The organism is Clostridium neuense (genome assembly GCF_045310695.1).
GTDB lineage: Bacteria > Bacillota > Clostridia > Clostridiales > Clostridiaceae > Clostridium_S > Clostridium_S neuense.
The window spans coordinates 53,964-66,415 of the sequence record NZ_JBJIAA010000002.1; the positions used below are offsets into that span (position 1 = coordinate 53,964).

Consider the following 12,452-nt stretch of genomic DNA (forward strand, 5'->3'; position numbering starts at 1 on the left):
TATATCACATTTTCTATGAAATATCTAATATATTATGTTAAAATAAAATATGTTAACCTATTGCTAATTAACAAAGTATAGGAACTAATCCGTTAGGAGTGAAACTATAGTGAACTTAGCTCTTAGAATAGATAATAATATAATTGCTGCTATCATATCAATTATATTTTTAAAAAATATATTGGGTCGCCTTGATAAAAGTGAAAGAAAAAATAGAATTTTTGTCTCCATCTTTATACTAAATACTATTGAATTAATAGTTGAAACTTTAACTTGTATAATAAATAAACAGCCATACGCATGGCTAATACCTATAACAACTTTTCTCCACGTTACTTTATTTGCGTTAGCACCTTTAGTAACATATCGCTGGTATACATTTGCAAAACTGTGGATAACTAAAACTGCGGATTATAAAGCCAAAGATAACATTTTAATTTTATTACCTATAATTATAAATACTTTTCTAGTACTACTTACTCCATTTTTCAAATTTGATTTCTATATAAACAAATATAATGTATATCAAAGAGAGAGTTTGTTCTTCACTCCTTTTGTCATATCTTACTTTTATTTGCTTTGCGGTTTTATATCAATTTATAAAAATAAAAAATATTTAAACAGAATAGAATTTTGGCCGTTAATCTTATTTGGAGTATTTCCGACCTTAGCAAGCTTAATCCAATTTTTAATTTATGGTCCTTTGCTAATGTGGAGTTCAATTTCTTTTTCCCTAATTATTCTTTATTTATATTTACAGCAGCAAATGATGCATATTGATTACTTAACAGGTGCTTGGACACGTGAAAAATTTTATAGTTATTTAAGTAATAGAATTAATCAAAAAAAATCGAAAAGCTTCTCAATAGTTCTTATAGATATAGATGATTTTAAAATAATAAATGATACTTTTGGCCATAATGAAGGAGATAAGGCTTTAATATCTTTAGTAACTACAATCAACAGTATAATAGGAAATGAAAATTCAATCACTCGTTATGGAGGTGACGAATTTATTTTATTGCTTAATGTATGCAGTAAACAAGAAGTAGAAACAATAATAAAAAAAATTTCTGATGCTTTAGCTGAACATATTAAACATTCAAATCGCCCATACAAATTAAATTTTAGTTATGGATATGAACTTTACGATTTTGATAAACATTCTGATATAAGTGAATACATTAATCATGTGGACAAATTAATGTATAAACACAAAAATAGTAAAAAAAAGAAGTGCCTATAGCTTTACATGAATAAGCTGTAGACATTTCTTTTTTAATTTTTCCTATGACTAATTAATTTTTTTATGCTTCTATCATGAATTCTATGAAAAGCAGTTACTGCTAGTATAGAACCTATTAACGCAGATAACATATCCCACTGAGTATCTAATTTATCCCCTTGATACTCTAAAAAATCCTCTGGAGATCTTTTATATATCAAGCATGATGCGCCTTCAATTATCTCATAAAAACCACTTATTGCTAGGCAAACACAAACTACAAGTACAGATAATAAAAATTGTTTTTTCACTTTAAACTTTCTTATTAGTATTTCCCTCACAATAAAAGCTGGTACAAAGCCCTGCATAAAATGGCCATACCTATCATAATTATTTCTTTTTAAATGATAAACATCCCTTATATAATTAAAAAGAGGCATATTGCTATATTTATAGTGTGCTCCAATTAAGATTGTTATTGTTAAAATCAAAATAAGTACATAAACAAAATCTGTAAACTCAAATTTTCTGTAGGTAAATATTAATAACATAACTCCTATAAAAGCAGGTGTATATTCATAAAACCATGCAGAATATTCTATAGGCTTAATAGCTGATATAACAGAAGCTAAAATAAATATTATTAGTAGAATTACGTGCAATCCTTTAACCTTATTGTGATGCTCAACTTTAGCCACAATAACACACTCCAATTACTATTCATTTTTATATTTATTTTTTCTTCCACTCAAAGCTATTATACATTATATTTTTTCTTTAATATTTAAGTTATAACAATCATTGCTCTATGGATATCGTTTTCATGTAACCTATGAAAAATGTTATCCACTCATTTAAAATTAGAACTACCTTCCTAAAGCTCACGCATTACAATTAAAAAGCTTTTTCAACCTTATAATTAATATAAGCTCTGAGTACAGTGTATCTAATGCACCATTTCCTATTATAATTACCTACATAATAGAAATGGAAATTTTTTATTATATAAAAACACCATCACCAATTTTGTTATATACTAAACCTTAAAATTTTTAAGAAAATTATCAACTTCATTAGATGATATCGGCTTCTGAAATATAAATCCCTGAACCTTACCACATCTCATATTTGAAAGGTATTTAAGCTGTTCTTGCTTCTCTACTCCTTCAGCAATAACTTCGAGGTTCAATTCATGGGCAAGAGAAATTATATTCTTAGTAATTGCCAAATCCTTTTGTGAATATTCTAACCTATCTATAAAACATTTATCAATTTTTATGCCATCTACTGGCAAAGCATTTAAATAATCAAGATTAGAATATTTTGTTCCAAAATCATCTATAAATATCCTTATGCCGATATCCTTAAGCTTCTTGATTAGATTTAACTTTTCTTCATTTAAACCTAAAACTATCCTTTCTGTTATCTCAAAAATTAAAAACTTAGTCTCAACTCCGTTCTTTTCTAAAACATATTTAACAAAATTTAAAAATTCTTGTCCATTAATCTGACTTTCGGAAATGTTAATAGACATTGAAATGTTAGGATATCCCGAGGTATGCCACTCCTGAAGCTGCCTGCATGCCTCATATATTACAAACTTTCCAACATCATTTATCATACCATTCTGCTCAATTATATCTATAAAGTACATAGGTGACAATATTCCACGCACAGGATGGTTCCACCTTATTAAGGCTTCAAACCCATACACCTCCATATTTTTCAAATTAACTTGAGGCTGATAAAACAAAATTAACTCCTTATTACTTAGTGCACTACCTATTTCACTTATAACTCTTTGTTTTCTTAAAATCTCATCATACATAGATTTATTGAAAACTTCATATTCTATCTTATTATTTTCCTTAGCATAACTAAGTGCTATATCCGAATATCTAAGAACCTTAAATAAATCTTCACTGTCGTCTGGATATAATGATACCCCTATTTTCACGTGCACAACGATTTTCTGATTTTTTACATAAAATTTTCTCCTGAATACATCAAATATTTCTTTTTCAATTAAATATACGTCATTACGACTTAACTGCTCAGCTACTACCACAAATCTGCAATCCATAAATTGAAATATATAAAATTTGTCTTGGAATTTTTTCCTGACTTTTTCTAAAATAGTTTGAAATAACGTATAGCTTTCCTCATAGCCGAATATATAATTATAAAATTTCAAATCACAAATCTCAATCATATAAACTGCAAACTTACCACTTTTATGCTTTAAACAGTATTTTTCATACTTTTTCAAAGTGCTTTTCATACTTTTTTTCTCATAAGAATTCTCAATTTCCATACTTTTTCTCCCGTAAAATCACTATTTTACTTGTATTTCATACCCATTTCTATTATAGTTTTTTTTTTAATCTTATAAAAATTTTATTTAAATTATTATACCATAATATTTATTTGAATACAATTTTTTTAAAAAATGCTACATTAAGCATGCATTAATTCATATAAAAGTAAACTTAACCAACTTATCCAAAATAAATATTTTAAAGTTACAATTTGTTAAGTAATTTGATTTACATGCTAAAAATCTTTTAACCATCGATATCTATTATCTTTTCGCATGTAACTATGACATGAAACGAAGATATGAGTATTTTGAATGTTATATTTATTCTCTCTACAAGTTATGCATAAATACAAAAAATGTTACTCATTACAACTCTGTTTTATTATCACTCCTTTTTTGTAATACCTTCGTAATGTAATTGTAAGTGCTATGTAACTACAGTACTTTCTAAGTAGCGTATAATTTACTTATAATTAACAGCAGTATAATTTATATATAAATAACTAATACTATAATATATTATATAAAATTTTTATTGGGAGAGATAATTTATGCGAAAACTATTTATGTCATGTTTTATTGCTCTATCTTTTATACTTTCTCTTGTAGGGTGCAGCCAAAACCAAATTCAAGATAAAAATACTTCATCTAATTCAAAATTATCAGGAAATGCTTTTATAAAGAAAGGCAATACTAATTCTAAATTTAATGTAAGCAAACTAAAAAATAACCAGCCCCAAATTTCAAAAAACAGTATAAATTCAAGACTTGATAATGGAGAAGAATTTATAAAAACCTTTAATGTTTTAAAAACTGCAACGACTAGGAATGATAAAAAAACAATTTCTGACTACATAAATTATCCGCTCATTGTTTATATAAATGGTACTGAAACGAAAATTTCAAATGAAGCTGAATTTATTAAGTACTATGATAGTATTTTCAACGCCAAGATAAAAAATTCTATAGAAAATCAACAACTTAGTAACCTAAGAATAACTCCTGAAGGTATAATAATTGGTAATGGAGAAGTTTATCTTAACCTTATAAATAACGGCAAACACGAATACGGAATATACTCTATAAATAATAAATAAGAAAAGTAATAATATTTCAAAACGTTAAATAAAATGCATAAACCTTTTAAGATTTATGCATTTTATTTAACGTTTCTTTTCAAGATTACTAATTTCCCTTAATAAAAATTCGAGGAAAATTTTCCACGGTGAAATATAAAAAACTATATTTCATTGCAAACTGCATTTTGCCTAAACATAAGACTTTACCTCATATTCCTCTGGTAAATGTGTAGTATCGTTCAATGTTACTATTGTGGGCTGCATTTTGTCATTAAAGCTTAGCTGACATATAGAAGTATTTCCTAGCATAAGTTTGTGATACATAGTCATATTCCATCCCAAAATACCTATAAGTCCAGCTTTTATTATTCCTCCATGTGCTACCATTACTATTCTCTTTCCTTCATGCATCCTCACAGTATTTAATATAACATTTTTTGCTCTTATAGACGCATTTCTTATACTTAAATCCCCACCACATATGGGTCCTTCCGTAGCATCATTTTTCCAAATTTCAAATTGCTTTGGAAAGTTATCCTTTATTTCTTTTACAGTTAGTCCTTCCCATTCACCAAAATCTATCTCCCTTAAATCATTCAGTATCCTTGCTTCCATATTACTCTGCAGTGCAATTATACTTGCGGTCTTATATGCTCTCTTTAAAGGACTAGAATATATATAATCAAATTTATTTTTTAATCTGTCAGACACATATTTAGCTTGGCTAATACCATCCGGTGATAGAACTATATCCTTACTTCCTTGAAATTTCCCAAGTGCATTCCATTCTGTTTCCCCATGTCTTACTAAATATAATGTTGTTTTCATAATACTATCGCCTCTTAAATATATTTTTTATGTTCTTATAATCTCCTCTAAAACTTCAATAAACTTATTCATTTCATCATCGGTTCCAATACTAACTCTAAGATAATTATCTATACGCTCGTCCTTAAAATACCTTACTAATATTCCTCTAGATTTAAGTTCTTTAAATAATTCACCAGCATAAATCTTAGGATGGCTTATAAAAATAAAATTTGCTTTTGAATCAGTAACTTTAAAGCCAAGCTTCCTTAAACTTTCTATGGTTCTTTCCCTAGTTTTAACAATTTTTTTCCTTGTGGTTTCAAAATAATCATTATCAACAAAAGCAGCGTTTGCTCCAGCTAAAGCTATTCTATCAATTGTATATGAATTAATTGAGTTCTTAACCATATTAAGTGCCTTTATAAGTTCTTTGTTTCCCATAGCAAAGCCTACTCTAAGACCAGCAAGCGATCTAGACTTTGATAAGGTTTGAACTACTAAAAGATTAGGATAATCGCTTATAAGTTTTACTAACGATTCTCCTCCAAAATCTATATAAGCCTCATCAATTATAACTACATTATTTACATTAGCTTCTAATAACTTTTTTAGTTTTTCTACTTCAAGGTATTTTGCTGTAGGTGCATTTGGATTTGGAATTACAATTCCTCCATTTTCCTTTAAAAATTCGTTTAATGGAATATTAAAATCCTCATCAAGTGAAACAAGCTTATATTCTATATCAAATAGATTAGCATAAACCTTATAAAAACTATAAGATATATCTGGAAACAATATAGGTTTTCCTGGATTAAAAAACGCCATAAAAGAAAATCCTAAAACTTCATCAGAACCATTTCCAATAAAAACTTCATCCTTCTCTATCCCATAATAGTTAGCAATTGTATTTCTAAGAATCTCTACTTCAGGATCTGGATATAACTTCAAGTCCCCATTAGCTGCCGCTTTAATAGCCTGTATAACCTTAGGAGATGGAGGATAAGGATTTTCATTTGTATTCAATTTTATATACTTTTTATCCTTAGGCTGTTCTCCTGGAATATATGGTTTTAAACTCTTAACTTTATCACTCCAATATTTACTCATTTCACTTCACCCTTTAAACTTAATTTTTATATAATTATAATATCATACAGCTTTAGTGTAGTAAAGTGAAAAAGTGTAATATCAAATATTATTCAAAAATCTTTATGGTATACCTGCAGTTAAATTCCTGTTTTCTTAATAATTTCATAACCCCATCTTTTTCTCTAAAATCACCATTGAAATCTTCAAAGTCTGCATGACCAAACCATGGTTCTATACAAACAAATGGAGCTCCTTGAGGTTTTGACCACAAACCTAAATAAGGGAAGCCATCAAATTCTAACGTTACAGCTCTTGAATTTTTGATATTTTTTAGTGAAACTTTTTTTGAACTCAGTTCCTTAAATATAATGGCATCTTTTTTGAACAATTCGCGCTTTAAATGTATTATATTTGAATCATATAAAAATGGTGTTGGACTTTCTTTTAGTAATCCATTCTCATCTATAGGTATTATATTCGTAGTTTCTCTTTTCTCAAATTCAAAGTAATAATCTTCAAATTTTAAATCTTCATTTTCCGTGTCTCCTCCTATTACAGGGCAATTAAATCCTGGATGAGCTCCTATTGAAAAATATATTTCCTTATCATCTACATTCCTTACAGTGTAGCTAACCTCTATCTCATTATCCTTAAGCTCGTATTTAACCATTAATTCGAATTTATATGGATATTTACTTAAGGTTTCTTCATTATATGATAACTTAAACATAGCCGTACTATCTGTATTTTTTATAGCTTCAAAACTCATGTCTCTTGCAAAACCATGTTGACTTAAATTATATGTATTATCATTTATTCTATAAGTATTGTTTTTGACTTTGCCAACTATAGGAAATAATATTGGAGCATGCCTCGCCCATATATCTGATTTTCCGGTCCAAAGATATTCAGCTTCATCTTTTACTGTTTTTATACTGATAAGCTCTGCTCCTTTTTCTACAGCCTCAATTTTCAAAAATTCATTTTGTAATGTTATAGACATAATATTCAACTCCTCTGATTAATTTAAAAACAGGGTTTACTATGTATATATTTTACCACAAAAAATCAAAACTAGTTAACAACTTGCATAAATGAAAAACTCCCTAAAGACAAATTCACTTTAACTTTAGGAAGTTTTATAAAATTATTTTTTTAATGTTGTTTAACAAGCTCTACATTACCAAATTCACCAGCCTTATAAATGCTATTTTCAATATACGTATATTGTTTTTCACCCTATTAGATAAATCAAAATCCACTTTAGTTGCAATTATTTTATATTTATTAATTATAGTGCTTGACCATATGGTCATAGTGACAAAGCATACACTATAGAAACTCATAGTTTATGCAAGTTAGCAAGTTATTAAAACAATTAGGGGTGAACCAATTTGTACGAAGTTTTTGAAAGGTTACCAGAAAAAAAGAAGAAAAAGATTATTCATATATGCGTTAAAGAATTTGCTGAAAATGGATATGTTAGTGCCTCCACAAATACTATAGTAAAAAAAGCCGACATATCTAAAGGAACCTTATTCAATTACTTCGGCAATAAAAAAGGTTTATTTCTATATATTTTAGATTATATAACGGATTATTATGTAAATTATATGATAAAGGAAATGAAAGTAAATGACCCAGACTTTTTTAAAAGAATTCTTGATTGGGCTGAACTTAAACTAAGGGTTTCATATAAAAATCCTGATGTTTACAAATTTTTCGTTATTTCATATACAAATGTTCCTGATGAATTAAAAGATGATATTGCTAAACGCTATGAAAAACTTTATTCTAAAGGCTTGTTTTTAACTTTTGATGGGCTAGATATATCAAAATTTAGAGATGACGTAAATAAGCAAAAATCACTTGAACTAATATTGATGTCCTTAAATGGTTTATCCGAAAAATATATTAATGAAATCAATAAAAGTGAGGATAGGGGGCTAGGTACCATAGATAAAAGACTAGATGAATTAAAAGAATATCTTGAGATTTTTAAAAAAGTTTTTTATAAATAATCTTAAGGAGAATAAATATGATATTTAAAAAATTTGGAAATAAGAATAACAAAAACAACTCTAATAAACTTTATAAAGAGCAATCAAGAATATTCAATGCCTGATACTTTATGCTGTGCAAAGGCAAAAACATTAATATTAGTAGGTGAAAAAGAATTACCTGCTATGAAAAAATCTGCCAAACTAATTCATAACACTATTAATGGCAGTGCCCTAAAAATCATTAAAAATAGTGCGCATGGTGAAATTAGCTTAGTATATCCAGATAAGTACCTTGATCTATTGATGAATTTCTTTAAAAATAATTCAAAATAATATTTGCATAATTATTCTAGTTTAAAAACAATTTTCCCCTTTGCATTTATATATTCAAAATTAACACCATCTGTACTTACTAATCCTAATCCGTTTGAAAATGCATCGGCATATTTTAAATGAGGTTTAAATATACGCTTACCAGCTTTATCTACATATTCTTTATCCGTAAAGCTATCCTTTTGAACTAATATAGGTCCATCTGCTAGTTTAGAAAGTATAAATTTAAATTGAGGTTTAACAACCATATCACCTTTTTTATTGATAAAACCCCATTTGTTGTTTACTTCAACAGGTGCCAAATTTTCCGTAAACCCTCCCTCAAACTGGTATTGTGGGCTTATAGAGATATTACCCTTTGTATCTATGTATCCCCACTTATTATGTACATTTATAGAAGCTAAACCACTTGAGAATGAATTTAGGACATTAACTTTAGGCTCTGCAACTAAATTTCCTTTTGTATCTATAAAACCTAAAGTGTCCTTTGTCTTCACAACTGCTAAATTTTCACTAAAATCGCTTGTATATATAAAACCTTTATCAATAACCTTATTACCCTTTTTATCAATATATATTTTTTTCTTATCCTTAAGCCCAACTGCAGCTAATCCATCGTTAAAATCGCTTGCAAGGCTAAACTTAGGTTTTATAACTATATTGCCATTGGTATCTGCAAAACCATACTTTTTATTTTTACAAATTAATATCATCCCATCAGAAACATTTCCCAGTATATCATATCCAGGTTCTAAAATAAGCTTTCCAGTCTTGTTAATATAAGCAATTTTCCCATTAATAAAAACCTTTGCAACACCGTCCTTAAATGGAAGAGCATCCTCAAATTGAGGTTTAACAACTATATTTCCGTTAGAATTTATGTATCCCTTCTTACCATTTACCACTACTACTGCTAATCCATCACTTGAATTTGATGCATAATCATATTGGGGCTTTACAATAATTTTACCTGTTTGATCAATAAATCCCCACTTTACTTTATTTCTATAATATGGATCTGTATAATATTTGCTACTAGATGGAAATGCAATCATTTTTTCATTTTTATTTATTTTTGTATCTATATTGTCACTAGATTTATAACTACACCCACAAAAAACGACTGATATTAACATTATTATATTTATAATGATTATCATTCTATTTATCTTTCTCATTCTGTAACCACTCTCCAATAAAAACACCAGTTCACTATTTTTACTTATTATACTAACCTAATTAATTTTTTTCAAATAAAATATAGCCAGCTGTGTTCTATCCCTCAAATCCAATTTTTCCAGAATTGTAGTAACGTAATTTCTCACAGTTCCATCGCTTATAAATAGTTTGTCACCTATTTCCTTATTTGAAAGTCCATCTGCTACAAACTTCATAACCTCTATTTCCCTCTGAGATAAATTAAATTTTGACATATCAAATTTATGTCCTTCTCTAAGCATTGAGGATATTGAATTTGCAACTTCCTTTTGAAATACAAAGTTCCCCTTTGAAACAGCTCTTAAGCTTTCAATCATAGTATCAGCTTTTTGATTTTTTAGTATATACCCCTCCGCACCAGATTTTATTGCTTCCTTTATATACTCATCATCTTTGAAAGTTGTAAGTATAACTATTTTTATTTGCTTGAATTTTTCTTTAATCATCTTTGTACCAATAACGCCATCTATATCAGGCATTCTTATGTCCATAAGTACAATATCTGGCATTAATTTTTCGCAAAGACTAAATGCTTCCATTCCATTATTAGCTATGCCAGTAACCTCAAAATCATCTTCTATATCTAAAAGTAATTTTAATCCATCACATACAAGTTCGTCATCATCTACTATTAGAACCTTCAAATATTTCACCTCCACTAAAGGGAATTACACAAACTATAATAAATCCATCATGAGAATCTATAGAAATACTTCCCCCAACATTGTTTACCCTTTCACGCATTCCACTTAAGCCAAGCCCTTCTTTTATATTACTGCAGCTTACACCATTGTTTTTAATATAAAGTCTTAAATATACTTCATTTATATCAATTGAAATATAAATCTTTGAAGCCTTTGAATATTTAGCAGCATTAGTTAAAGCCTCTTTTATATTTGAAGCTATAATCTCAATATAATTAGGCTTTAGTTTATTAAAATCTCCAGTAAATTTAAATTCAACAGGACAAAAACTAAAATTATGAATATTGATCCTATAGTTACCTTATCATTTGTTGATACCGTACTTTTCCAAGCATTTATTACATTATTTTGGAGATTAATTTTGCTTTGTTCTATATGCGATTTAGTTAAGCTTTTGCTTATTTTATATCTATAGAACCAGTTAGCATATACGTAATTAATAAATGTGCTGCAATAAAGGCAATTACAGCTAACGGATTTCTTATACATTTAATTATAATGTAACGAGCTGTAGCAAGTATACTCTCCAATGAAGTCCCCTCCTAATCCATAAGTGTTCTGCCTGTAAGTGTTAAAAATACACTTTCTAATGTAGGCTTTTCAACATTTAAGGATAAAATTTCAACATTATTTTGCAAAATTATTTCCAGCATTCTTCCTAATATATTGCTATTTTTTAGCTATAATATTAAGCTTATTGCCATTTAAAATGCAATCTGTTACATCGTCTATCTTTTTTATTTTTTCTATGATAGTGTAATTAACGCCTGACAATTCTACATCTATTTTTTCATTAATTGCAGCAAGTGATTTTAATTCATCTTTGGTTCCCTTAGCTATAATTCTTCCATGATCAATTATTAAAATTCTCGTACATAGTTCCTCTACTTCCTCCATGTAATGTGAAGTATATATTATAGTCAAAACTTTTAGAATAATCTTTTTCCTTATCTACAATATCTACAAATTTCAAAGCCTCATGAATTCTATCCTTAAGTTCAGCACCTTTCAATCCATAAAGTCTTCCAAAGTAATCAAGGTTCTCATAGGCAGTTAAATCCTCGTACACTGCAATGTCTTGAGGTACAACCCCTATTTGTTTTTTTATTTCTTTCTCATGAGTTTTCATATCAAGTCCAAATATTTTAATTTCTCCACTATCAAGCTTACTCATGCCAGTAATCGCACCTATAGTTGTAGTTTTTCCTGCTCCATTAGGCCCTAAAAACCCTAAAATTTCTCCCTCTTCAATTTCTATATTTAAATTGTCAACAGCTAAAAAATCCTTATAGCGCTTAACTAAATTTTTTACTTCTAATAACAAACTTTCCACCCCTTTTTCAGAGTAGAGAGCAAAGAGTAGAGAGTAGAGTGAATGATAATTTTCTGCATTAGCAGAAAATTTTAAACTTAATGGGCTATCGCCCAAACCTATTATATACTTCAGCGAAGCTGAATCTTTTTAATTCAAAGATTTATTCGACACAAGGAGAATAAATCAACCTTCACTCTACTCTCTACTCCCTACTCTCTACTCTGTTTTTCTATGTTTCTATAATAAATCATTTTTCCTAAATACTACAGTTACATGAAGAATATTATCACTATGACAAATGTCATAATTTCCGTTTTGAATAATAATAAATATTTAAGATAAACTATACTTAATTA

15 protein-coding genes are annotated in these 12,452 nt (G+C 28.1%); 4 read left to right on the forward strand and 11 right to left on the reverse strand.

From position 1 onward, the window contains the following. Positions 1 to 109 precede the first annotated feature (109 nt). Positions 110 to 1,246 (forward strand): GGDEF domain-containing protein, encoded by a 1,137-nt coding sequence (locus ACJDT4_RS02595; protein ID WP_406785970.1) that lies wholly within the window; start codon positions 110 to 112, stop codon positions 1,244 to 1,246. A 32-nt stretch (positions 1,247 to 1,278) separates the two neighbouring features. Here ACJDT4_RS02595 and ACJDT4_RS02600 read toward each other — a convergent pair whose 3' ends face one another. Beyond that, on the reverse strand, positions 1,279 to 1,923 hold the full coding sequence (locus tag ACJDT4_RS02600; protein ID WP_406785971.1) for a DUF2238 domain-containing protein: 645 nt from the start codon (positions 1,921 to 1,923) through the stop codon (positions 1,279 to 1,281). A 338-nt stretch (positions 1,924 to 2,261) separates the two neighbouring features. Continuing rightward, the gene (locus ACJDT4_RS02605; RefSeq protein ID WP_406785972.1) at positions 2,262 to 3,539 is read right to left on the reverse strand and encodes a bifunctional diguanylate cyclase/phosphodiesterase; all 1,278 of its coding nucleotides are present in this window, start codon (positions 3,537 to 3,539) and stop codon (positions 2,262 to 2,264) included. Between the two features lie 557 nt (positions 3,540 to 4,096). Here ACJDT4_RS02605 and ACJDT4_RS02610 point away from each other — a divergent pair. Further along, on the forward strand, positions 4,097 to 4,642 hold the full coding sequence (locus ACJDT4_RS02610) for a hypothetical protein (protein WP_406785973.1): 546 nt from the start codon (positions 4,097 to 4,099) through the stop codon (positions 4,640 to 4,642). 171 nt (positions 4,643 to 4,813) lie between these two features. On the opposite strand, the gene ACJDT4_RS02615 is transcribed toward ACJDT4_RS02610, so the two are convergent. From ACJDT4_RS02615 to ACJDT4_RS02625, 3 genes are all read right to left on the reverse strand, one after another. Continuing rightward, positions 4,814 to 5,452 carry a histidine phosphatase family protein gene (locus ACJDT4_RS02615; RefSeq protein ID WP_406785974.1) on the reverse strand — a complete coding sequence of 213 codons (639 nt, stop codon included), beginning with the start codon at positions 5,450 to 5,452 and terminating at the stop codon, positions 4,814 to 4,816. 27 nt (positions 5,453 to 5,479) lie between these two features. Further along, complete coding sequence (gene hisC / locus ACJDT4_RS02620; protein WP_406785975.1) at positions 5,480 to 6,541, reverse strand: histidinol-phosphate transaminase; 1,062 nt, start codon at positions 6,539 to 6,541, stop codon at positions 5,480 to 5,482. 88 nt (positions 6,542 to 6,629) lie between these two features. Then, positions 6,630 to 7,526, reverse strand: coding sequence for an aldose 1-epimerase family protein (locus ACJDT4_RS02625; protein ID WP_406785976.1), 897 nt, complete (start codon positions 7,524 to 7,526; stop codon positions 6,630 to 6,632). A 391-nt stretch (positions 7,527 to 7,917) separates the two neighbouring features. Between ACJDT4_RS02625 and ACJDT4_RS02630 the strand changes: the two genes are divergently transcribed. Together ACJDT4_RS02630 and ACJDT4_RS02635 are read left to right on the forward strand one after the other, a co-directional pair. Continuing rightward, positions 7,918 to 8,544 carry a TetR/AcrR family transcriptional regulator gene (locus ACJDT4_RS02630; protein ID WP_406785977.1) on the forward strand — a complete coding sequence of 209 codons (627 nt, stop codon included), beginning with the start codon at positions 7,918 to 7,920 and terminating at the stop codon, positions 8,542 to 8,544. Positions 8,545 to 8,577: 33 nt separating this feature from the next. Beyond that, complete coding sequence (locus ACJDT4_RS02635; RefSeq protein WP_406785978.1) at positions 8,578 to 8,859, forward strand: hypothetical protein; 282 nt, start codon at positions 8,578 to 8,580, stop codon at positions 8,857 to 8,859. An 11-nt stretch (positions 8,860 to 8,870) separates the two neighbouring features. On the opposite strand, the gene ACJDT4_RS02640 is transcribed toward ACJDT4_RS02635, so the two are convergent. The 6 genes from ACJDT4_RS02640 to ACJDT4_RS02665 form a co-directional block, all read right to left on the reverse strand. After that, positions 8,871 to 10,037: a WG repeat-containing protein gene (locus tag ACJDT4_RS02640; protein ID WP_406785979.1), complete on the reverse strand. Its 1,167-nt coding sequence runs from the start codon at positions 10,035 to 10,037 to the stop codon at positions 8,871 to 8,873. Positions 10,038 to 10,094: 57 nt separating this feature from the next. After that, positions 10,095 to 10,721 carry a response regulator transcription factor gene (locus ACJDT4_RS02645; protein ID WP_406785980.1) on the reverse strand — a complete coding sequence of 209 codons (627 nt, stop codon included), beginning with the start codon at positions 10,719 to 10,721 and terminating at the stop codon, positions 10,095 to 10,097. Next, positions 10,699 to 11,070, reverse strand: coding sequence for a sensor histidine kinase (locus tag ACJDT4_RS02650; RefSeq protein WP_406786220.1), 372 nt, complete (start codon positions 11,068 to 11,070; stop codon positions 10,699 to 10,701). The genes ACJDT4_RS02645 and ACJDT4_RS02650 overlap by 23 nt, the downstream gene beginning before the upstream one ends. A 109-nt stretch (positions 11,071 to 11,179) precedes the next feature. Beyond that, on the reverse strand, positions 11,180 to 11,311 hold the full coding sequence (locus ACJDT4_RS02655) for a hypothetical protein (RefSeq protein ID WP_406785981.1): 132 nt from the start codon (positions 11,309 to 11,311) through the stop codon (positions 11,180 to 11,182). A gap of 139 nt (positions 11,312 to 11,450) precedes the next feature. Further along, entirely contained in the window at positions 11,451 to 11,678 is a 228-nt protein-coding gene (locus tag ACJDT4_RS02660; protein WP_406785982.1) for a hypothetical protein, read from the reverse strand. Beyond that, positions 11,635 to 12,105 (reverse strand): ABC transporter ATP-binding protein, encoded by a 471-nt coding sequence (locus ACJDT4_RS02665; protein ID WP_406785983.1) that lies wholly within the window; start codon positions 12,103 to 12,105, stop codon positions 11,635 to 11,637. The genes ACJDT4_RS02660 and ACJDT4_RS02665 overlap by 44 nt, the downstream gene beginning before the upstream one ends. Between the last annotated feature and the right edge of the window lie 347 nt (positions 12,106 to 12,452).

Coding starts and splice junctions, on each gene's coding strand:
- ACJDT4_RS02625 (WP_406785976.1), bottom strand. CDS start 7,526: ATGTCTATAACATTACAAAATGAATTTTTGAAAATTGAGGCTGTAGAA.
- ACJDT4_RS02610 (WP_406785973.1), top strand. CDS start 4,097: ATGCGAAAACTATTTATGTCATGTTTTATTGCTCTATCTTTTATACTT.
- ACJDT4_RS02615 (WP_406785974.1), bottom strand. CDS start 5,452: ATGAAAACAACATTATATTTAGTAAGACATGGGGAAACAGAATGGAAT.
- ACJDT4_RS02640 (WP_406785979.1), bottom strand. CDS start 10,037: ATGAGAAAGATAAATAGAATGATAATCATTATAAATATAATAATGTTA.
- hisC (WP_406785975.1), bottom strand. CDS start 6,541: ATGAGTAAATATTGGAGTGATAAAGTTAAGAGTTTAAAACCATATATT.
- ACJDT4_RS02605 (WP_406785972.1), bottom strand. CDS start 3,539: ATGGAAATTGAGAATTCTTATGAGAAAAAAAGTATGAAAAGCACTTTG.
- ACJDT4_RS02660 (WP_406785982.1), bottom strand. CDS start 11,678: ATGGAGGAAGTAGAGGAACTATGTACGAGAATTTTAATAATTGATCAT.